Source organism: Quadrisphaera sp. DVD1, from assembly GCF_058932755.1.
Map to the genome: position 1 here is coordinate 1 of NZ_JBZYWI010000048.1, position 20,627 is coordinate 20,627.

Sequence of the window (20,627 nt, forward strand, 5' to 3'; positions counted from 1 at the left end):
GCCGACCAGCCGGGTGTGCCGGCCCAGGCGCAGGCCGCCCTCGGGCGTGCGGACGGCGTCCGGGTGCTTGCTCGTGACCAGGCCCGTCACCACGTCGACGGGCAGGCCCTCGCGGACCAGCAGCAGGTGGACGCCGGCCAGCGGGCGGCCGGCGTCACGCCCGGAGACGAGCTGCACCACGGCCTAGGACACCGTGGTGCGGTGGAAGCCCAGGTGCGAGCGGCTGGCGGTGGGCCCGCGCTGGCCCTGGTAGCGCGAGCCGTACCGCTCGCTGCCGTAGGGGTGCTCGGCCGGGCTGGAGAGCCGGAAGAAGCACAGCTGACCGATCTTCATGCCCGGCCACAGCATGATCGGGAGGGTCGCGACGTTGGACAGCTCCAGCGTCACGTGGCCGGAGAAGCCGGGGTCGATGAAGCCGGCCGTCGAGTGGGTGAGCAGCCCGAGCCGACCCAGGCTCGACTTGCCCTCCAGGCGGGCCGCGAGGTCGTCGGGCAGCGTCACGCCCTCGTAGGTGGACCCGAGGACGAACTCGCCCGGGTGCAGCACGAACGCCTCGTCGGGAGCCACCTCGACCTGGCGGGTGAGGTCGGGCTGGTCCTGGGCCGGGTCGATCACCGGGTACTTGTGGTTGTCGAACAGGCGGAAGAACCGGTCGAGGCGCACGTCGACGCTGGAGGGCTGCACCATCGCCTCGTCGAGGGGCTCCAGGCGCACGCGCCCCGACGACAGCTCGGCCCGGATGTCGCGGTCGGAGAGCAGCACGGGGCCACCGTAGTGGGGCTGCACCGCCACCTTGGTAGGGTGCTCCCCGCGGCGCCGCAGGGCGCTCGTGCGGGTGTAGTTCAGTGGCAGAACTTCAGCTTCCCAAGCTGATAGCGCGGGTTCGATTCCCGTCACCCGCTCCCAGGCCCGGACGTCGCCCTGACCAGGCGGACCCTCCCGGGTGGCCGTGCGCGTCTCAGCTGCAGGCAGCGACGCCCTGCTCACCACCCTCGCGCTCGTACTGGCGGAGCGCCTCGACCTTGGCCGCGGACGGCGAGCTGGTGTCGAAGCGGTGGTCCAGCCACTGGTCGACGAGCAGGCGGGCGAGCTCCAGGCCGATGACGCGCTGACCGAGGGCGAGGACCTGCCCGTCGTTGGACTTCACCAGGCGCTCGACCGAGTAGGCGTCGTGCGCCACGGAGGCGCGCACGCCAGGCACCGTGTTGGCGGCAATCGCCATGCCGATCCCCGTCCCGCACACCAGCAGGGCCCGGTCCGCGTCGCCGCTCGCGACCTCGCGGGCTGCGGCCACACCCACGTGCGGGTAGTCCACGTCCTGGCCGGGCTGGATGCCCACGTCCACGACCGCGTCCACGCGCGGGTCGCCCTCGAGCTGCTGGCGCAGGGCCTCCTTGTAGTCGTAGCCGGCCGAGTCCGAGCCGATCGCGATGGTCCACCCCATGGGGGTCACGTCCTTCCTCGTCGTGGAGCAGCGGTGCGCCGGAGCTGGCTCACGCGCGGTCGCGCAGGACGTCCGCCACCGTGCGGACGCACAGGGCGAAGGACGTGGCACCCGGGTCAGGGGTGCCCACGGACCGCGCCGCGAGCGGCCGCGCCCGGCCGACGCGGGGGACCAGCGCCGCGGTGTCCTCAGCCGCCCGTGTGGCGACACCGGCCGCGAGCTCCCAGGCCGCCACGAGGCCAGCGGCCTCGACCCGGGCCTCCAGGGTCTCGACGAAGGGCTCGACCGCGTCGATCAGCGTCTTGTCGCCCGGGTGCGCCTTGCCGAGGTCGAGGATGGCCTGCAGGTACGCGCGCCACGCCGCCGCGACAGCCGCGCCACCGGGTCGTCCCTCGTCGCCCAGCACCGCACCGAGGGAGCGCAGGCCGGCTCCCCACAGGACCCCTGACGTGCCGCCGGCGAACTCCGCCCAGGCGTCACCGGCCGCCTCCAGCACGCCGCGCGCGCCCCAGCCGGCGTCCACCCGCTCCCGCGCCGCCGCGACGGCGTGGTCGAGACCGCGCACCATGCCGCGCCCGTGGTCCCCGTCACCGGCGACCGCGTCCATGTCGCCGAGCGCCTGCTCGGCCTCGTGGACGGCCGTGCTCGCCGCCTCGAGCGCGGCCAGCACGGTCGCGGCCACGGCGCGGGACGCCTCGTCGCCCTCGACCGGGACGGCGGCGACGACGACGGCCGCCTCGGCCTCGCCCTCCTCACCGGCCTCGGTCGTCGTCGTGGTGCCGCGACGGAAGGCCGGCGTGGTCGTGGGGTCGAGCCAGAGCTCCTCGAGCTCGTCGTCCAGCCAGGTGAGGGTGAGGGACACCCCGCCCATGTCCAGGCTCGTGACGAGCTCGCCGACCTCGGGCGCGACCACGGTGAGGCCCGCGTCGCGCAGGCCCTTGGCGACCGCCGCCCACAGGACGAACAGCTCCTCGTACTTGGTCGACCCGAGGCCGTTGAGGATGGCTGCCACCCGGCCGGACGCCCCCTCGGGGCGCTCGAGGAGGAGGCGGCTGACGAGCACCTCCGCCAGCTCGGAGGCCGAGACCATCGGGACGTCCGCGAGCCCCGGCTCGCCGTGGATGCCCAGCCCGAGGCCCATCATCCCGTCCGGGACGGTGAACAGCGGGGACGCGGCGCCGGGGAAGGTGCAGCCCGAGAGCGCGACGCCGAGGGTGGAGGTGCGCGCGTTGGCGTGCTCCCCCAGCCGGACGACGTCGTCCAGGCCGAGGCCGCGCTCGGCGGCCGCGCCCAGGATCTTGAAGACGACGAAGTCGCCGGCGATGCCGCGCCGGCGCGCCCGGTCGTCGGCCGACGCGGATGCGGTGTCGTCGGTGACGACGACCTGCCGCGCCGGGATGCCGTCGGCCTCGAGCCGCTCGCCGGCGAGCCCGAAGTTCATGACGTCCCCGGCGTAGTTGCCGTAGGTGTAGACGACTCCCTCGCCGCTGCTGGCCAGGCGCCCCACGGAGTAGGCCTGCGCCGCAGAGGGCGACGTGAAGATGTTCCCCACGACGGCTCCGTCGGCGAAGCCCGGCCCGACCAGGCCCATGAAGGCGGGGTAGTGCCCCGAGCCGCCGCCGACGACGACGGCCACCTTGGGGGCGGCGGGACGCCGGCGGCGGACCACGCCACCGGGCACCGCCCGGACCAGGTGGCCGTACAGGTCCGCGAAGCCCTCGACGGCCTCCGCGGCGAACTCGGCCGGGTCGCCGAAGATGCGCGTCATCGTGCCGTCACCTCGCCGAGCAGCGCCGCCACCTCGTCGAAGGAGCGCTGGGCGTCAGCCTCGCGGTCCTCCTCGGCGACGTCGTGCGTCTCGAGCTCGAGCACGTAGGTGCCGGTGAAGCCCCCCGACTCCAGCGCCGTGAGCAGCCCTCGGAAGTCCGCGTCGCCGCGGCCGATCCCCCGGTTGAGGTCGCCGGGCACCGCGTCGCGCAGGTGCACGCGCTCGACGCGGTCCGCTCGGCGCCGCGCCCAGGCGACGGGGTCTTCCTGCGACGCGACGACGTGCGAGACGTCGAGGAGCAGGCCGATCTCGTCGGCGCCGAGCGCGTCGAGGACCCGGTCGGCGCGCTCGACGCTGTGCACGTAGCGCCCGTGGTGCAGCACCTCGACGAGCAGGCGCACGCCCGCTCCGGCGCACACCCGCGACACCAGCCGCAGGTTCTCGACGATGCGGGCTAGGTCGCTCTCCTCGTCGACGTACGCGTCCCACGAGGGACCCCCGCACGGCACGATGAGCGCGCCACCGGTGGCTGCGGCGAGCGCGGCGAGCGGCCGCACCGTCTCGGCGAGGGTCGCCGGGTCGAGCTCGGGGTCGTTGAGCGGACCGACGTCCGCGTTCACCGCCCCGGCCGCCAGCCCGTGCGCCGCCAGGGCGGCGACGTAGTCCTGCGGGTCACCCGTGAAGGGCACCGGGACGTGGTCCGTGACGGCCGGGATGGCGCCGAGGTCCACCTCCGTCGCGCCGATCCGCTCGATGAGGGCGAGCGCCTCGTCGAGAGGGCGGAAGCGGAACGTGATGGTGGAGATGCCGATGCGCCGCATCGTGGCAGGCGCCAGGGTCGTGCTCATGGTGTGCTCCGTCCGTGACCGTCGGTCGGCGACCGCTCAAGCGATGTACGAGCCGCCGTTGATGTTCTGCGTCGTTCCGGTGATGTAGGACGCGTCCTCGCTGGAGAGGAAGACGGTCAGCGCGGCGATGTCGTCCGGCGTCCCCTGGCGCCCCAGCGGCACGGCGGCGGCGAGGCGGGCCTCGTTCTCGTCGTCGGTGGCGCCGGCGCGGATGTCGGTGTCGACGACGCCGGGGCTGATGGCGTTGACGGTGATCCCGTGCGGGGCCATCTCCCGGGCCAGCCCGCGGGTCAGCCCGAGCACGCCCGCCTTGGCGGCCGAGTACGGGGTCTTGGAGAACACCCCGCCGCCCTGCTGGGCCGACACCGACGACATGTTGATGATCCGGCCGAAGCCGTTCTGGACCATCTGCGGCAGGAACGCCTGGCAGACCAGGAACGTCCCGGTCAGGTTGATGTCCAGGACGCGGCGCCACTCCTCGAGCTCGACCTCGAGGAACGGGACGGGGGAGGCGACGCCGGCGATGTTCGCGACGGCCCCGACCGGCGGCAGCCCGGCTCCGGCGACGGCCTCGACGCAGCGGGTGACCGACGCCTTGTCCGTGACGTCCACCCCGAACCCGACGACCTCCGCCCCGAGTTCGCTGGCGATCTTGTCCGCGGCGGCCTCGGCCCCGGCCTCGTTGATGTCGAGGAGGACGACGGACCACCCCTCGGCGGCGTAGCGACGTGCGGTGGCGAAGCCGATGCCTCGCGGTGAGGCGGCGCCCGTGACGACGGCGGTGCGGGGGCCGGCTCCGGTCTGGTAGCTCATGTCAGGTCCTCGTGTTGGCGGTGCGCGGGAGGTGGGTCACCGTGCCGCGGGCGAGCCGCGCGGCCGGTCGGGCGCGAGGGGCCCGGTGTGCGGGCGTCAGACCCTCGCCATGGCCGGCGGCGTGCCCTCGGCGAGGGCAGCTGCGGTGGCGCGCTCGACCTCCGCGCGCCGGGCCGCACCGTGGGTCTCCGGCGTCGCGAGGGTCGCGACGAGCCCGATGGCGCCGTAGACCATGAAGAGCACCGCGGGGCCCATCCAGCCGTAGCTCGCGTAGAGGGACACGCTCCAGAAGGCGGTGAAGCCGGAGACGACCGCGGCGAGCTGGTAGGCCAGGGAGGCGCCGGACGAACGGGTGGCGGTCGCGAAGAGCTCGGCGAACCACGACCCCTGCGTCCCTGCGAGGGAGTTCTGGCACAGGGCGAAGGCGATGACGAACACGGCGATGATGAGGCCGAGGTTGCCGGTGTTGAGCATGAGGAACATCGGGATGCCGAACAGCAGCATGAGGGTCGAGCCGAACGCGTAGACCGGCTTGCGGCCGATGCGGTCGGTGAGGCGTCCCCAGAGCAGCGTGGCGGGGAACCCGACCAGCGCGGCGATGACGATGGCCAGGATGGTCTGGGGCCGCTCCGCGAGCCCGTTCTGCTGCACGTAGGACGTGACGAACGTGATCGACACGGCGTAGCCGGCCGTCTCGGCGATGCGCAGCCCGAACGCTCGCACGAGGTTGCGCCAGTCGTTGCGCACGACCTGCAGGAGCGGGTTCTTGACGAGCTCCCCGTGCTCCTTGGCCTCCTCGAACTCCGGCGACTCGGTGACCTTCAGCCGGATGTACATGCCCGCGATGATCAGCACGGAACTGAGCAGGAACGGCACTCGCCAGGCCCAGTCACCGGGCAGCGCGGCGCTGCTCAGGAACGCGATGTTCGCGAGCAGGAGGCCGAGCGGGAAGCCGGCCTGCGGGATGGCGGTGAACTGGCCCTTGCGCTTGAGGGGCGCGTGCTCGTACGTCATGAGGATCGCGCCGCCCCACTCGGCTCCGAAGGCGAGCCCCTGGATGACCCGGACGGTCACGAGCAGGATCGGGGCCAGCACGCCGACGCTCGCGTAGGTCGGCAGCGCACCGATCAGCACCGTGGCGACGCCCATGACGAGCAGCGAGCCGATGAGGACCGGGCGGCGGCCGATCTTGTCGCCCAGGTACCCGCCGAGGATCCCGCCCAGGGGCCGCGCGGCGAAGCCGATGCCCAGCGTCCCGAAGGAGAGCAGCAGCCCGGTGGTGGCGTCGCTCTCGGGGAAGAAGGCGTCCCCGAAGTACAGCGCAGCCGCGGTGCCGTAGCCGATGAAGTCGTAGTTCTCCACGGTCGTGCCGACCGCGCTGCCGACGGCGACGCGCTTCTTGTGCTCGGTCCCCAGGACTCGATCGTTCGTGGTCGTCACAGTGCCCATCTCCTTCGACGGTGGGCGCGTCCCGGCGTTGGGACTGTCGCCCTTCTTACTGTTAACAGTAGGACGACACCATCGTGGCATGCCGGTGCGCCAACGAGCAAGGGGGTGGGAGCGTCGCCTCGCGCCAGCACGCCGCGCAGGCTCGTCAGACCTGCGCGGCCGTCGCCCTCTCGCGCATCTGCACCCCGATGCGCGACGCGGCCTCGTGCATGTGCGTGCGCAGGAACTCCCTGCCTCCGACGGCGTCGCCGGCCTCGAGGTACTCCGCGATCGGCGCGTGCCGCGGGTACGCCATGTTGTGCAGGGCGGTGGCGGGCCCGGCCGCCGTGATGGCGGCGCGCGCCAGCCCGCTGACCGACCGCCAGCTGTGCAGCAGCGTCTCGTTGCCGCTCAGCTCGCAGATGCGCTCGTGGAACGCGAGGTCCGCGTCCAGCTGCGCGACGAAGTCGCCCTCGGTGTCCCGCAGCGACTCCAGCGCCTGGCGGACCTGGGCGGCGACCGCGGCCCGGTCGTCCCGGGCGCAGATGAGCTCGAGCGCCAGGCTCTCCAGCGCGTGCCGGACGGCGAAGATCTCCTCGACCTCCCGCTCGGTCACGGCGCGGACCGACAGACGTCCTCGGGCGTCGGAGGTGAGCAGACCCTCCTGCTGCAGCTGGCGCAGCGCCTCGCGCAGCGTCCCGCGGCTGACGCCGAGCGCGTCGCTCAGCTCGACCTCGGCCAGGTGGGTGCCGGCGGCCAGGCTGCCGGAGCTGATCGCGTCACGCAGCCGGGCGTGGATGAGCTCGCGCCTGGTCTGCAGCTCGATGGCACCCAGCGAGCGCAGCGGGGACTTTGCCGCGGGAGTCACCGCGCCAGCCTATCCGCGCCGCCCGGGACCCGGATCGCGCCGTCCCTCGCCCAGCCCTGCGGGCCCGGCCGCCCTGGTGCGGTGCCGGTCGGGCGGTCAGACCTCGCCGAAGTCGCCCCCGAAGTCGCCGCCCCCGCCGAAGTCACCGCCGTAGTCCCCGCCGGCGTCGCCGTAGTCCCCGCCGCCGTCGCCGTAGTCGCCTCCGCCGTCGTCGGCGCCGGCCTCCTCGCCGCCGGCCACGTCGCTCTCGCCGCCGTCCCCGCCCTCGCCGCTGTCGTCGAAGTCGAACATCGCGTCGGCGATGGCGGTGCCGATGAAGGCGCCGGCGATGCTCGTCATGAGGCTGCCGGCGATCATCCCGCCCATCCCCATGCCGCCCATGCCCATGCCGCCGCCCATGCCCATGCCGCCCCCGTAGCCGCCCCCGTAGCCGCCGCCCATGCCGCCGCCGCGGTTGAAGCTGCGCTCGAGCGTGCCGGGTGAGCGCATCTCGGCTCGGGTGGCCATGCGGGCCAGGGAGCGGGGGTCGTCGCTGGTGGCGCGCTCGGACGCCGGGACCTCGCTGCTGAGCTCGCTCAGCACCTGGCGGCGCTGCTCGGGGGTGAGCTTGGCGAAGGCCTCGGCGTGCGCCTGCTCGATCTGCTCCGGCGGAGCGGTGCGCAGCAGGTACCGGTAGCGCTCGACCGCCTGCTCGTCGGTGGTGCGCCCGCGCGTGCCGCCGGCGGGGCGGGTCGGCGTGCGCCAGTCGCCGGCCTGCTCCTGCCACTGCGGGGCGGACGGCTGGCGCCGTCCGAGGAGCCGGTCGAGGAAGCCCATGGCGCCGTCCTTCGTGCAGGGGTGGTCGGGCTCCCGAGCGTAGGCAGGGCGCGGCGGGCCCGCCACGCCGGACGGCCCGTCGATCCCGTCACGCGCAGTGGTTACTGACAGCGTAAGCCGGGTACCGGCGGGGCATGAGCGTCCTGGACCGCGTCCTCCACCGCAACAAGTCCGCACCCGCGGCGAAGGCCGACCCGGCGCCCGCCGAGAAGCCCGCCCCGCCCTCCCCCGAGCAGACCCAGCGCGCCGCTGCGAGCGTCCCCGGCGGCGACGCCGCGACCCCCAAGGACATCCCCAAGAAGGGGTGGCTGCAGATCGCCAAGCGCGGCTGGGGCGAGGCCAAGAAGGACAACGTGCCGCTGCTCGCGGCCGGCGTCGCCTTCTACGCGTTCCTGTCGATCTTCCCGGCGATCATCGCCGCACTGCTGCTGTACGGCCTCGTGGCCAGCCCTGAGGACGTGACCCGGCAGGTGGAGTCGCTCGGCACGGCGATCCCCGGGCCCGCCGCCGAGCTGCTGGTCGACCAGGGCACCACGCTGGCCAACCAGGAGCCCAGCAGCCTGGGCCTCGGCCTCGTCATCTCCGTGCTGCTGGCGCTCTGGAGCGCCTCGAACGGCACCGGCAACCTCATCACGGCGGTCAACATCGCCTACGACGAGGAGGAGACCCGCGGCTTCGTCAAGCGCAAGGGGCTCGCCCTGCTGCTCACCGTCGGCGCCATCATCTTCGTCGTCATCGCCGTGGCGCTCATCGCGGTGCTCCCGCCCGTGCTCGACGCCCTGGGCCTGTCCGGGATCGCCTGGCTCGGCGTCCAGGTGGCCCGCTGGGTGATCCTGCTCGGCGCCGTGACCGCGGCCCTGGCGGTGCTGTACCGCCTGGCTCCCGACCGCGACGCCCCGAAGATGAAGTGGGCCTCGGTCGGCGCGGTCATCGCCACCGTGCTGTGGATCATCGTGTCGATCGGGTTCTCGCTCTACACCGCGTTCGGCGGGTACGGCAGCAGCTACGGCTCGCTCGCCGGCGTCGTGGTCCTGCTCATGTGGCTGTGGCTGACCGGCTACGCGATCCTCCTCGGCGCCGAGATCAACGCCGAGACGGAGCAGCAGACCGTGCGGGACACCACCAAGGGCCCGGAGCAGCCGATCGGCCAGCGCGACGCGGTCAAGGCCGACAGCCTGCCGGCCTGACCGCCCCGCTCCTCACACCACCGACGTCCCGTTCCGCCCTCAGGGGCGGGGCGGGACGTCGTCGTGGCGCTCGATGTAGGCGCTGTGCGTGGTGTTCGTGCGCTGCTGGTTCATCACGAGGCTGAGGATGATCGCCAGCGCGCCGCCGGCCATGCAGATGTAGCCGATCGCCGTGAGGTCGATCGCGTCGAAGCGGTCCTGCACCCCGAAGGCCAGGATGCCGCCGACGACCAGCAGGACGATGCCGGTTCCGATGCCCATGGTGGTGCTCCTCCCGGAGCCCGGGGGTCGGGCTCTGCGCGTGATCATGGCCGCGGGCCACCCCCGCCGCGACCCGGCCGTCACCCGGGCGGGTGGTCAGCCCTTGAGGTCGCGGTCCTTGCTCGGCTGCACCCGCTTCGGCTCCCCCGGCATCTTGGGGTGGTTCGGCGGGTACGGCAGGTCGCCGGCGCCGGCGGCGTCGTCGCGCTCGGCCATCTCCAGCAGCGGCGACAGGTCGTGGGCGACGTCGTCCAGCGCCGCCATCGGGTCGCCGCGGCGGGCCAGCAGGGCCGGCACCGTCGCCATCGTGAGGTCGTCCGGCTCGGCGTCGACGAGCTCGGCCCAGGTCAGCGGCGTGGAGACCGTCGCCCGCGGGGTGGCGCGCACCGAGTACGCCGAGGCGATCGTGTGGTCGCGGGCGTTCTGGTTGTAGTCGACGAAGATCGCCGCGGTGCGCTGCTCCTTCCACCACGCCGTGGTGACCCGCCCGCCGGCGCGCCGCTCGACCTCGCGCGCCAGGGCGATCGCCGCCCGCCGCACCTGCGTGATCTCCCAGCGCGGCTCGATCCGGACGTAGACGTGCAGACCCCGGCCCCCGCTGGTCTTGGGGAAGCCGACGTAGCCCAGCTCCTCCAGGAGCGGCGCCAGGACGTCGAGGGCCACCTCCCGGGCCTCGGCGAACGCCGTCCCGGGCTGGGGGTCGAGGTCGATCCGCAGCTCGTCGGGACGCTCGACGGACTCCGGGTCCGGGCCGCAGCGGGTGGGCCAGGGGTGGAAGGTCACGGCCGACATCTGCGCGGCCCACACGACCGGCGCCGCGGCGTCCACCCGCAGGGCGTCGGCCGTGCGGCCCGAGGGGAAGGTCACCCGGCACGTGCGCACGTACGGCGGGGCGTGCGGCGGCACCCGCTTCTGGTAGACCTCCTCGCCGGTCACGCCGTCGGGGAAGCGCTGCAGGTACGTCGGCCGCTGGTGCAGCGCCCGCACGAGCGGCCCGAGCTCGCCGTCGTCGGTGCGCTGGGCCACCGCCCGGTAGTACTCGACGAGGTGGCGCTTGGTGCCGCCCGCCTCGCCCAGCTCGGGGAAGACCACGCGGTCCGGGCTGGTGAAGCGGACGGCGACGCCGTCGACGTCCAGCTCCTCCGCCGGTGCCCTGCTCGCCATCGCGCCGCCTCCGGTCCCGTCGTCTCCGCACTCCTGGCGAGAAGTGCGGCTCAGGAGGCCCATCCCACCGCACTTCTCGCCAGAAGTGCGGTGGGAGGGCACCCGGACGGGTCAGACGCCGCGCAGGTCGAGGCCCAGGACGGCGGCGCCGCTGTCGGTCAGCGCCAGGGGGATGCCCCAGTCCTGCTGGTAGAGGTGGCAGGCCGCGTGCTCGGGCACCTCGCCGGTCACCGGGTCGCCGTCGCACGCCGCCGCCTGGACGGAGACGTGCAGGACGCCGTCCGCGAACCCGTCGGCGAGCACGAGCCGCCGGCTCAGGCCCGGGCTGTCACCGGCACCCTCGAGCAGGAGCTCCGGCGGGGACGCCGAGACGACGAGCCGCGTCGGGTCGCCCCAGCGGAGGTCGAGCTTCTGCCCGGTCGGCGGGGTGAAGGCGATCCGCAGGTCCACCGCGCCCGGCGCGAGCGGCGTCGGGGGCCGGCGCACCTGCTGGGCGGGGCCGTCCACGCGCTGGGCGGCGGCCGGCACCGGCACCCGCACCAGGCGCGACGCGGCCGACTCGACGACGACGAGGGTGGCCCCGCCGTCCTCGACGAGCACCGCGGCCGGCTCGGCGAGGTCGCGGGCCAGCGTGCTGACCTGCCCGGTCGCCGGGTCGTAGCGGCGCAGCGCCCCGTTGTAGGTGTCGGCCACGGCGACCGACCCGTCGGGCAGGACGGCGAGGCCGAGCGGGTGCTGCAGCAGCGCCTGGTCGGCGGCGCCGTCGCGGAACCCGAAGTCGAACAGGCCCGTGCCGACCTCGGTGCCGACCTCGTAGCCGGCGCCGGCGACGGGCAGCACGTTGGCCATCCGGTCGTCGGCCACCTCCTGCACCGCGCGGTCCACCTCGCCCTCGGCGCGGGAGAGCCAGCGCAGGGCTGAGGTCTCGGCGTCGACCATCCACAGGAGCGAGCCGTCTGCCGAGGCGGCGAGGCCGGAGGTCTGCGCGAACCAGGCCTGCTCCGCGGCGCCGTCGCGCACGCCCTCGGCGGTGGTGCCGGCCAGCACCCGCACCACGCCGTCGGCCGGGGCCGCGGCGACGTCGAGCGCCCACAGCTGGTGGACGCCGGCCATGGCGATGACGAGCTGGTCGTCGAACCAGGCCAGCGCCAGGGGCGTGGACAGCTCCTGGCCCAGCGCCGCCCCGCCGCCCTCGCGGCGGCGCAGCTGCTCGCCGGTGCCGGCGACGGTGACCACCGACGCCGCGCCGCCGGCCAGCCGCAGCCCGCGCACGGCGTGGTTGACCGAGTCCGCCACCGCGACGTCCCAGCCCACCCGCGCCGCGACGTCAGGGGGCAGCAGCGCCAGGCCGGCCGGCTCGGCGAACCGGGCGGCGTCCGCGGGGCCGTCGGCGAGCCCGCGCTCGCCGGTGCCGATCCGGGCCCGCTCGGTGACGAGGTCGGGCTCGAGCACGACGAGCTGGTGGTGGGCGGTGTCGGAGACGAGCAGCCCGCCGCCGAGGCGCTCGGGCAGGGCGAGCACCGCGGCGGGGAAGCTCAGCGCGCTCGGCGGGTCGGCCGGCGGCACGTACGGGCCGGACCCGCGGTGCAGCGTGCCCTTCGCCTCGTGCTCGGCGACGAGCTCGCGCAGCAGCACCGACAGCCCGTGGGCGTGGCCCTCCCCCGACAGGGACGCGACGACGTAGCCCTCGGGGTCGACGACGACGAGCGTCGGCCAGGCCCGGGCGGCGTAGGCCTGCCAGGTGGTCAGCTCGGGGTCGTCGAGCACCGGGTGGCGCACGTCCCAGCGGCGCACCGCGGCGTCGACCGCCTCGACGGTGCCCTCGTGGGCGAACTTCGGGGAGTGGACGCCGACGATGACGAGGACGTCGGCGAACTCCTCCTCCAGCGGGCGCAGCTCGTCGAGCACGTGCTGGCAGTTCACGCAGCAGCTGGTCCAGAAGTCCAGGAGCACGACCTTGCCGCGCAGCGAGGCCAGGTCGAGGTCGCGACCGCCGGTGCCCAGCCAGCGACGGCCGAGCAGCTGGGGGGCCCGCACCCGGGTGCGGGGGGTGGAGGTGGCGGTCATGCCGGCACCACCGAGAACCCCTCGTCGACGTGCACGGCCCCGAGGTGCTCCAGCGCGGCGTCGAGCACGTCCATCACGGCGAGCGTGTCGTCCAGCGGCATCACCGGGCTCTCGGTCAGCCCCTGGGCCAGGCACTGCTGCACGTGCGCGAACTGCTCGACGTACCCGCTGCCGGCGCCGGGCAGCTCCACGACCTCGGGCTCGTCGGCGCCGTCGCGGTGCACGCGCAGGCGCGCGGGGCGGTAGGTCGGCGGGTCGAGGTCGATCCAGCCGTGCGTGCCGACGATGCGGGCCGAGCTCGGCGGCGTGGCGACGATCGTCACCGACAGCAGCGCCTGCTGGCCGCCGGGCCAGCCGAGCAGCAGGGCGGCCTCGGCGTCCACGCCGGTGGAGGCGAGGGCGCCGGTCACCTGCACGGTCGACGGCGCCCCGAGGAGCATCTGCGCGAAGGAGACCGGGTAGACGCCGAGGTCGAGCAGCGCGCCGCCGCCCTTGGCCGGGTCCCACATGCGGTTCTCCGGGTCGAACGGGGCGCGGAACCCGAGGTCGGCCGTCACGGTGCGCACGTCGCCGATCGCGCCGTCGGCCAGCAGCTCGCGGAGCGCGACGACGGTGGGCTGGAAGCGCGTCCACATCGCCTCCATGAGGAAGGTGCCGCTCTCGCGCGCCACCCCGACGAGGTCGCGGGCGGCGGCGGCGCTGCAGGTGACGGGCTTCTCCAGCAGCACCGGCTTGCCGGCGCGCAGCGCCTGCGTGGCCACGGCGTGGTGCTGCCCGTGCGGGGTGGCGACGTAGACGGCGTCGACGTCGGGGTCGGCGAACAGCTCCGCGTAGGAGCCGTAGGCGCGCTCGAAGCCGTGGGCGTCGGCGAACGCGCGAGCCCGGCCGGCGTCGCGCGAGGCCACGGCCAGCGCCTGGGCGCCCTCGGTCAGCGCGAGGTCGCCGGCCAGCGTGGCGGCGATCCCCCCGGTCGCGATGAATCCCCAGCGCGTCATCCCAGCACCTCCGGTGCGGTCCAGTCCTGCTCCAGCACGTGCACGGCCAGGAAGGCCAGCACGGTGTCGTACCAGAGCGCGGCGTTGCCCGGCGAGAGCACCCAGTGGCCCTCGTCGGGGTAGTACAGGAACCGGTGCGGGCTCGACCCGTCCTCCGCGCCGGAGCGGGACAGCAGGTCCCACCACAGCCGCAGGGCCTCGCCGATCGGCACGCGGTGGTCGGTGTCGCCGTGGACGACGAGCACCGGCGTCGTGATGGCGTCCGCCGCGTGGTGCGGGGAGTTGTCCCAGGCCATCTGCCCGGTCATCTCCCGCAGCCAGTAGTGCGGGGCGTCGGTGGTCGTGGCGAACTGGTCCAGCGCCCACAGCGACGCGTGGGTGACGATCGCGCGGAACCGGTCGGTGTGCCCGGCGACCCAGTTGGCCATGTAGCCCCCGAAGGAGCCGCCCAGCGCCGCGGTGCGCTCGGCGTCGACGTCCTCGCGCGCCACCGCCGCGTCGGTGAGGTCCATGAGGTCGGTGAACGGCGCGCCGCCCCACGCCCCCCAGCCGCGCCGGACGAAGTCGATCCCGTACCCGGTGCTCAGCGCCGGGTCGGCGAGCAGGACGGCGTAGCCGCGCGCCGCGGCGACCCACGGGTTCCAGCGCCACGACCACGCGTTCCAGCTGCCCAGCGGCCCGCCGTGGATCCACAGCAGCAGCGGCGCGGGGGCCTGCGCCGAGGCGCCCTCGGGCAGCACCAGCCAGCCGCGCAGCGGCGTGCCGTCGCCCGCGGTGGTGGTGACCTCGGTGAGGGTTCCCGGCAGGGCGGCGTCGACCCCGAGTGCCTGCGCCGGTCCGGGCAGCGGCTCGGGCTGCGAGCCCTCGGCCAGCGCCACGCGCACGGGGGCCGGTGGCGCGTCGACGGCCGAGCGCAGCGCGTACACCCACGCGCCGTCGGGCGAGACGGCGTGGTCGGCGTAGGCGCCGTCGTCCGCGGTCAGGCGCACGACCTCGCCGCTCGTGGCGTCGACCCGGAACAGCGGGGCCCGCCCGCCGTCGTCGGCGACGACCACGAGCGCGGCGCCGTCCGGCGTCCAGCGCGGCCGGCTCGGCCAGCGGTCCCAGCCCGCGGCGAGCTCGTGCACCTCGCCGGTCGCGAGGTCGACGACGGCGAGCACGGGCACGACCGGGTGCTCGGGGGTGGAGCGGCGGGTGCGCACGAGCGCGACCCGCGCGCCGTCCGGGGAGACCACCGGCTCCTCGTGCTCGAACGCGGGGTCGTCGGCGAGCGTGCGGCGCTCCCCGGTGGCGACGTCGATCGCCACGAGCGCGGTGCGGTAGGCCCCGTGCGCCTCGGCGACGTTCCACGTGGTGACCGCCGTGGCGCCGTCGGGCGCGAGGTCCCAGGCCGCCTCCATCTCCAGCGCCGAGCCCACGTGGCCGGTGAGGTCGCGCAGATCCAGGCGGGCGGTGGACGCCGGGTCGGCCAGCGGGGCGGGGTCGGCGGCCAGCAGGCGGGCGCGGTCGGCGCCGAGGTCGTGGTCCCAGTACCGGACCGCTGCCTCGGCGTGCAGGACCCCGGAGACCTTCCGCTCGCGGCGGGCCTTCCGGCGGCGCGCGTCGTCCTCGGCGTCGACCGCCGACGGCAGCGTCGCCGAGGCGAGCAGCACGGTGCCGGCCTCGCTGGCCACGACCACGCCGCCGACGCCGCCGGGCCGGGTGGCGACCACGCGGGCGTCGCCGCCGCCGGCGGGCTGCAGCCACAGGGCCGGCGGGGTGTCGTCGCCCGGCGCGGGCGCAGGGGACCCGGGGCCGGCGTCCGGGCGCGTGGACGTGAAGAGCAGGTCGCCGCCCGGGGTGAAGGCGGGCGAGGACTCCCCCGCCTCGCTGCGCGTCAGCGGCCGGGCCGGTCGCTGCCCCGCCGGGTCGACCTCCCACAGCGCCGAGACGTACCGCGCGCCGTCGGCGTCCGGGCGGGAGACCGCCGTGACCAGGCGGGTGCCGTCCGGGGACAGGGCGAGGCCGCTCAGGCGGGGCAGGGCGGTGAAGGCGGCGAGGTCGTCGAAGGAGCTCACCCCTCCTGCCTACCACGCTCGGCCGGCGTCGCCGGGACCCCGGCGCCGGCGTCGCCGTCGGCCATCCGGGCCAGCATGGCGTTGTAGGCGTTCAGCGCCGCGTCGTCCCGGTCGGCCGCGCGGTCCGAGCGCTTCGCCTCGCGGGTGTCGCTGCGCGACCACTGCACGGCCAGCACCGCGGCCAGCAGCAGGGTCGGGAACTCCCCGATCCCCCACGCGATGCCGCCCCCGGTGCGCTGGTCGGCCAGCGCGTCGACGCCGAGGCCGAGGGAGGAGAACCAGCTCGCCGCCAGCAGCGACTCCCCGGACATGAGGGTCACCCCGAAGAAGGCGTGGAAGGCCATCGTCGCGAGCAGCAGGACGAGGCGCAGCGGGTACGAGGGCCGGTCGGTGCCGGGGTCGACGCCGATCACGGCCGAGGCGAACAGGTAGCCCGAGAGCAGGAAGTGCACCTGCATGAGCTCGTGGCCCAGGTGCGTGCTCAGCGCCAGCTCGAACAGCGGCGAGTAGTAGAAGACGACGAGGCTCAGCGCGAAGACCGCCGCGGCGACCAGCGGGTGCGACACGATCCGCGCCCACCGCGAGTGCACGAGCACCAGCAGCCACTCGCGCGGGCCGCGCGAGCCGTCGGTGCGCCGGGGCAGGGCGCGCACCGCCAGGGTCACCGGGGCGCCGGTGACCAGCAGCAGCGGCACGACCATCGCCAGCACCATGTGGGCGACCATGTGGGCGCTGAACAGCAGCTCCGCGTAGGCCGACGGGCCACCGGAGGTCACCCAGGCGAGCACCGCGAGCCCCGACAGCCAGCCGATCGTGCGGCCCACCGGCCAGGTGTCGCCGCGCAGGCGCAGGCGCCGGACGCCGGCCAGGTACAGCCAGGCCAGCACGGCCACCACGACGAGCCACAGCAGGTCGGGGTTGGTCTCGGTGAAGAACCGGCCGGCGGTCAGCGGCAGCGGCGGCACGGGCGACGCGGTCACCTGCTCGGCGAGGGACGCCGGGACCGGCAGCTCGGCGGCCGCCGGGGGGCCGGTGCGCGCGAGCGCCACGGCCACGCCGATGGTCGCGGCCATGACCACGACCTCACCGGCGACCAGGCGGCGGAAGGCGCGGCCGCCGGCGCTGGTCCCCTCCTCCAGGCCCGCCAGCGCGCGACGGCGGTGCGCCCAGCCGGCCGCGCCGAGGGCCGCCGTCGCGGCGGTCTTGACGAGGAGGAGCGCGCCGTAGCCGGTGAGGAGGTTCGACGCCGTCCCGGTCAGCTGGACCCACCCGTTGGCCACGCCGGAGACCACGACGAGCACGAAGGAGCCGAGCGCGAGGGTGGAGTAGCGCCGGGCGACGCGCGCGAGGTCGGGGCCCAGGGCGCTGACGACGAGCGCGAGCGCGACCAGGCCGCCGACCCAGACGCCGACCCCGACGCCGTGCAGCCACCACGCGCTCACCGCGGTGCGGTGCCCTCCGACCCCGCCGGGGGCGTGACCGCCGAGGGCGAGCGGCACGAGGGCCAGCGCGGCCAGCACCGCGCCGGCGGCGGCGCCGCCAGGCCCGGTGACGCCGACCGCCGGCACCGTGGCCGCGACCACCGCCAGCAGCGCGCTCCAGGCGAGCAGCTGGCCCGAGGGCACCTCGGTGAGGAAGAAGCCGAGCTCGGTGCTGAAGGACGAGGACCCGACCGGCAGCCCCGCGACGTCGGCGTAGCCGAGCACCAGCTGGGCCACCGCGGCCAGCACCCACACGACCGAGGCCGCGGCGCTCGCGCGGGCACCGGCGCGCCAGGCGGCGGTGCCCGGGCGCACGGCGACCGCGAGCAGCACGAGCGCGCCGAGCACGACCGACACCGCGAGCTCGGAGGTGGCGCGCACGACGGGCAGGCCCCAGCGCACGAGCGGGCCGGGGTCGCCGAGGCTCAGGGGCGAGGCGGCGCCGGTGGCCAGCATCGAGACCACGAGGGCGAGGAGCATCGCCGGCACGCCCACGACCAGGGCCAGCGGCAGCCGGGACGTCGGGCGCCCGGCGTCCGGCGCCTCAGGGGCCAGGTGCGGGGGGGTCAGCTCGGGGGTGAGCACCCCTCCAGGGTAGGTCTCCTCCTACAGGCGCCGGTCGGCGAGCACGGGGAACTCCTCGCGGAAGCGCGGCACGTCGTCGAGGTCGACCTCCACGACGAGCACCTCCTCGTCCGTCCCGGCCTCGGCGAGCACCCGGCCGCGGGCGTCGACGACGACGCTGCGCCCGCCCATCGCCAGCCCCGCGTGGCTGCCGGCCGTGTTCACGGCGACGACGACGACCTGGTCCTCGACAGCGCGGGCCCGGGCCAGCAGGCTCCACTGCTCGACCCGCGCGGCCGGCCAGGCCGCGGGCACGAGCACGAGGTGCGACCCGGCGTCCAGCAGCGCGCGGAACAGCTCGGGGAAGCGCAGGTCGTAGCAGGTGGCCAGGCCCGTGGGCACGCCCCCGGCCAGCGGCAGCGTCGTGGTGACGACGTCCTCGCCGGCCTCGAGGAGCAGCGGCTCACCGGCGCCGAAGCCGAAGCGGTGCACCTTGCGGTAGGTGGCCAGCACGCCGCCGTCCGGGCCCAGGACGACGGAGGTGTTCCACAGGCCGCGCCCCTGGGCGCCGCGCTCGGGGTGGCCCTCGGGCGCCGCCTCGATGATCGAGCCGGCGTGGACCACCGCGCCGATCGACCGGGCGGCGTCCGCGATCGCGCGCACCGTGGGGCCGTCGACGGCCTCGGCGCGCTCGGCCCAGTGCCGCGAGGCGAACCCACCGGGCGCCCACAGCTCGGGCAGGACGACGAGGTCGACCCCGCGCTGGGCGGCCACGAGGGCGGCCACGCGCTCGCGGCGGGCGGCCACCGGCTCGTCGTCGCCGTACGCCACCTGCACCGCTGCGACCCGCAGGACTCCCACGACTGGCACCCTAGGCGCCGTGGACGTCTACCTGCTCAACGGACCGAACCTCGGCCGGCTCGGCACGCGCGAGCCCGACGTCTACGGCACGACGACGCTCGCGCAGCTCGAGGACGCCGCCCGGGCCACCGCCGCCGAGCTGGGGCTGGGACTGGTCGCGCACCAGACCGACGACGAGGCGACGATGCTGGGCTGGCTGCACGAGGCCGCTGACGCCGGGGCCGCCGTCGTGCTCAACCCGGCCGCGTGGACGCACACCTCGGTGGCACTGCGCGACGCCTGCGCGATGCTCACCGCCCCGCTGGTGGAGGTGCACCTGTCGAACGTGCACGCGCGCGAGGAGTTCCGCCGCCACTCCTTCGTCTCGCCCGTGGCGTCCGCGGTGATCGCCGGGCTCGGCGTCGAGGGGTACCTGGCCGCGCTGCGCTGGCTGGCCGCCAAGAGCTGACTCAGGGCCGGGCGTGCACGCCGGCGAGGGCCTGCGCCCGGACGGGGCCCTCGCGCACCCGGGTCACGGGCTGCGGGTGGTCCACCCGGTGGACCTGTGGTGCGACATGGCACCGTCCCTGCGGTTGGTGGACGCCGTCGCGCTCGGTGACGCGGTGCGGCGACGGTGGGCCGACGACGCGCGGATGGCCGCCGCCGTCCGGGCGCGAGCCCGCACCCGGGGCGTCGTCGCGCTGAGGGAGGTGCCCTCCAGCGTCCGCTACCGGGTCGACTCGCCGATGGAGACGCGCCTGCGCCTGCTGCTGCTGGCCGCCGGGATCCCCGCGCCGGTGTGCGGCCAGGACCTGGCGCTCGACGGCGACTGGATGGCCCGGCCGGACCTGTCCTGGCCCGCCGCGCGCCTGGCTGTGGAGCACGACGGCGACGTGCACCGCACCGACCGGCGCCCGTGGCGCGAGGACGTCGCGCGCAAGGAGCTGCTCGAGGACCGCGGCTGGCGCGTGCTCGTGCTCACCGCCGACGACGTCCTGCGCCACCCCGAGCGCACCGTCGCCCGGGTGCGCTCGGCACCCCGGTCTTCTCCATGATCGGCGGGAGGACCCGCGTGGAGGTGGCCGTCAGCCCCAGCGCAGGGCGGTGTCGGGGCGCTCGAGCACCGCGGCGATGTCGGCCAGGAACTTCGACCCGAGGTCGCCGTCGACGAGCCGGTGGTCGAAGGAGACCGACAGCTCCGTCACCCAGCGCGGCCTGACCTTGCCCTTGTGCACCCACGGCCGCTGCTTCACCGCGCCCAGGCAGAGGATCGCGGCCTCCCCCGCGTTGAGCAGCGGCGTGCCCGTGTCCACGCCGAAGACGCCGATGTTGGTGATCGAGATCGTCCCGCCGGCGAGCTCGGCGGGCTGCGTGCGCCCGTCGCGCGCGGTGCGCACCAGGGCCGTGAGGGCGTCGGCGAGGTCGCGCAGCGACAGCCGCTCGGCGTCCTTGATGTTCGGCACGAGCAGCCCGCGCGGGGTGGCCACGGCGATGCCGAGGTTCACGTAGTGCTTGTGGACGATCTCCTGGGCGGCCTCGTCCCAGCTGGCGTTGATGCCGGGGTTGCGCGCGACGGCGAGGCAGATCGCCCGCATCACCACGAGCAGCGGGGAGACGTGGACGTCCTTGAACTCGCGGTCGGCGCGCAGCCGGTCGAGCAGCTTCATCGTGCGCGTGACGTCGACCGTGATGAACGCCGTGGCGTGCGGGGCGGTGAACGCGCTGGCGACCATCTGCTGCGCGGTGGCCTTGCGGACGCCGCGGATCGGCACCCGCGTCTCGCGCGCTGCGAGGTCGGACGACGCCTCGGGAGCCGTCGCCGGGGCCTGCGACGCCGCGCTCTGGTGGGCCAGGAGGTCCTCGCGGGTGACGACTCCGCCCTGCCCGGTGCCGGTGATGGCGGTGAGGTCGATCCCCAGCGTGCGGGCCAGGGCGCGCACCGGCGGCTTGGCCAGCACCCGTGCGGCGGCGCTGGGCCGAGCCGCAGGGGCGGGCGCAGGGGCGGGCGCGGGCGCTGGGGTGGCGG

20 protein-coding genes and 1 tRNA gene are annotated in these 20,627 nt (G+C 75.3%); 4 read left to right on the plus strand and 17 right to left on the minus strand.

Annotated features, from left to right (window positions below; translation table 11 throughout):
* Positions 1-180: hypothetical protein (locus tag AC5FZL_RS07550; protein ID WP_493617954.1), on the minus strand; the 180-nt coding region annotated here is incomplete at its 3' end.
* A 3-nt stretch (positions 181-183) separates the two neighbouring features.
* A complete protein-coding gene (gene dcd, locus AC5FZL_RS07555; RefSeq protein WP_493617955.1) occupies positions 184-792 on the minus strand; it encodes a dCTP deaminase in 609 nt (202 codons plus the stop codon).
* A 39-nt stretch (positions 793-831) separates the two neighbouring features.
* Here dcd and AC5FZL_RS07560 point away from each other — a divergent pair.
* A tRNA-Gly gene (locus tag AC5FZL_RS07560) sits at positions 832-902 on the plus strand.
* A gap of 56 nt (positions 903-958) precedes the next feature.
* Here the strand turns inward: AC5FZL_RS07560 and AC5FZL_RS07565 are convergent.
* The 7 genes from AC5FZL_RS07565 to AC5FZL_RS07595 all read right to left on the minus strand — a co-directional run bounded on the left by AC5FZL_RS07565 (position 959) and on the right by AC5FZL_RS07595 (position 7,985).
* Entirely contained in the window at positions 959-1,444 is a 486-nt protein-coding gene (locus AC5FZL_RS07565; protein WP_493617973.1) for an RpiB/LacA/LacB family sugar-phosphate isomerase, read from the minus strand.
* 49 nt (positions 1,445-1,493) lie between these two features.
* Complete coding sequence (locus AC5FZL_RS07570; protein WP_493617956.1) at positions 1,494-3,212, minus strand: dihydroxyacetone kinase family protein; 1,719 nt, start codon at positions 3,210-3,212, stop codon at positions 1,494-1,496.
* On the minus strand, positions 3,209-4,060 hold the full coding sequence (locus AC5FZL_RS07575) for a sugar phosphate isomerase/epimerase family protein (RefSeq protein WP_493617957.1): 852 nt from the start codon (positions 4,058-4,060) through the stop codon (positions 3,209-3,211). The genes AC5FZL_RS07570 and AC5FZL_RS07575 overlap by 4 nt, the downstream gene beginning before the upstream one ends.
* A 36-nt stretch (positions 4,061-4,096) precedes the next feature.
* The gene (locus tag AC5FZL_RS07580) at positions 4,097-4,873 is read right to left on the minus strand and encodes an SDR family NAD(P)-dependent oxidoreductase (RefSeq protein ID WP_493617958.1); all 777 of its coding nucleotides are present in this window, start codon (positions 4,871-4,873) and stop codon (positions 4,097-4,099) included.
* A 96-nt stretch (positions 4,874-4,969) separates the two neighbouring features.
* Positions 4,970-6,313, minus strand: coding sequence for an MFS transporter (locus AC5FZL_RS07585; protein WP_493617959.1), 1,344 nt, complete (start codon positions 6,311-6,313; stop codon positions 4,970-4,972).
* Between the two features lie 154 nt (positions 6,314-6,467).
* The gene (locus tag AC5FZL_RS07590) at positions 6,468-7,169 is read right to left on the minus strand and encodes a GntR family transcriptional regulator (RefSeq protein ID WP_493617960.1); all 702 of its coding nucleotides are present in this window, start codon (positions 7,167-7,169) and stop codon (positions 6,468-6,470) included.
* Positions 7,170-7,265: 96 nt separating this feature from the next.
* Positions 7,266-7,985, minus strand: coding sequence for a hypothetical protein (locus tag AC5FZL_RS07595; RefSeq protein WP_493617961.1), 720 nt, complete (start codon positions 7,983-7,985; stop codon positions 7,266-7,268).
* 134 nt (positions 7,986-8,119) lie between these two features.
* On the opposite strand from AC5FZL_RS07595, the gene AC5FZL_RS07600 reads away from it, so the two are divergent.
* The gene (locus tag AC5FZL_RS07600) at positions 8,120-9,172 is read left to right on the plus strand and encodes a YihY/virulence factor BrkB family protein (protein ID WP_493617962.1); all 1,053 of its coding nucleotides are present in this window, start codon (positions 8,120-8,122) and stop codon (positions 9,170-9,172) included.
* Positions 9,173-9,211: 39 nt separating this feature from the next.
* On the opposite strand, the gene AC5FZL_RS07605 is transcribed toward AC5FZL_RS07600, so the two are convergent.
* The 7 genes from AC5FZL_RS07605 to AC5FZL_RS07635 all read right to left on the minus strand — a co-directional run bounded on the left by AC5FZL_RS07605 (position 9,212) and on the right by AC5FZL_RS07635 (position 18,622).
* On the minus strand, positions 9,212-9,433 hold the full coding sequence (locus tag AC5FZL_RS07605) for a DUF6458 family protein (RefSeq protein ID WP_493617963.1): 222 nt from the start codon (positions 9,431-9,433) through the stop codon (positions 9,212-9,214).
* Between the two features lie 96 nt (positions 9,434-9,529).
* On the minus strand, positions 9,530-10,597 hold the full coding sequence (locus AC5FZL_RS07610; RefSeq protein WP_493617964.1) for a DNA polymerase domain-containing protein: 1,068 nt from the start codon (positions 10,595-10,597) through the stop codon (positions 9,530-9,532).
* Positions 10,598-10,708: 111 nt separating this feature from the next.
* Positions 10,709-12,664, minus strand: a complete 1,956-nt coding sequence (locus tag AC5FZL_RS07615; protein ID WP_493617965.1) for an NHL domain-containing thioredoxin family protein — start codon at positions 12,662-12,664, stop codon at positions 10,709-10,711.
* A complete protein-coding gene (locus AC5FZL_RS07620; protein WP_493617966.1) occupies positions 12,661-13,659 on the minus strand; it encodes a Gfo/Idh/MocA family protein in 999 nt (332 codons plus the stop codon). Before AC5FZL_RS07620 ends, AC5FZL_RS07615 begins: the two co-directional genes overlap by 4 nt.
* A complete protein-coding gene (locus AC5FZL_RS07625; RefSeq protein WP_493617967.1) occupies positions 13,656-15,716 on the minus strand; it encodes a S9 family peptidase in 2,061 nt (686 codons plus the stop codon). Before AC5FZL_RS07625 ends, AC5FZL_RS07620 begins: the two co-directional genes overlap by 4 nt.
* Positions 15,713-17,782: a bifunctional copper resistance protein CopD/cytochrome c oxidase assembly protein gene (locus AC5FZL_RS07630; RefSeq protein WP_493617968.1), complete on the minus strand. Its 2,070-nt coding sequence runs from the start codon at positions 17,780-17,782 to the stop codon at positions 15,713-15,715. The genes AC5FZL_RS07625 and AC5FZL_RS07630 overlap by 4 nt, the downstream gene beginning before the upstream one ends.
* Before the next feature lie 21 nt (positions 17,783-17,803).
* Positions 17,804-18,622 carry a carbon-nitrogen family hydrolase gene (locus AC5FZL_RS07635; RefSeq protein WP_493617969.1) on the minus strand — a complete coding sequence of 273 codons (819 nt, stop codon included), beginning with the start codon at positions 18,620-18,622 and terminating at the stop codon, positions 17,804-17,806.
* A gap of 19 nt (positions 18,623-18,641) precedes the next feature.
* On the opposite strand from AC5FZL_RS07635, the gene aroQ reads away from it, so the two are divergent.
* Together aroQ and AC5FZL_RS07645 are read left to right on the plus strand one after the other, a co-directional pair.
* The gene (gene aroQ, locus AC5FZL_RS07640; protein WP_493617970.1) at positions 18,642-19,070 is read left to right on the plus strand and encodes a type II 3-dehydroquinate dehydratase; all 429 of its coding nucleotides are present in this window, start codon (positions 18,642-18,644) and stop codon (positions 19,068-19,070) included.
* A 13-nt stretch (positions 19,071-19,083) separates the two neighbouring features.
* Positions 19,084-19,656 carry an endonuclease domain-containing protein gene (locus AC5FZL_RS07645; protein ID WP_493617971.1) on the plus strand — a complete coding sequence of 191 codons (573 nt, stop codon included), beginning with the start codon at positions 19,084-19,086 and terminating at the stop codon, positions 19,654-19,656.
* Between the two features lie 30 nt (positions 19,657-19,686).
* Here the strand turns inward: AC5FZL_RS07645 and AC5FZL_RS07650 are convergent.
* Positions 19,687-20,627 (minus strand): dihydrolipoamide acetyltransferase family protein (locus AC5FZL_RS07650; RefSeq protein WP_493617972.1); only part of this gene is annotated, 941 nt, incomplete at its 5' end.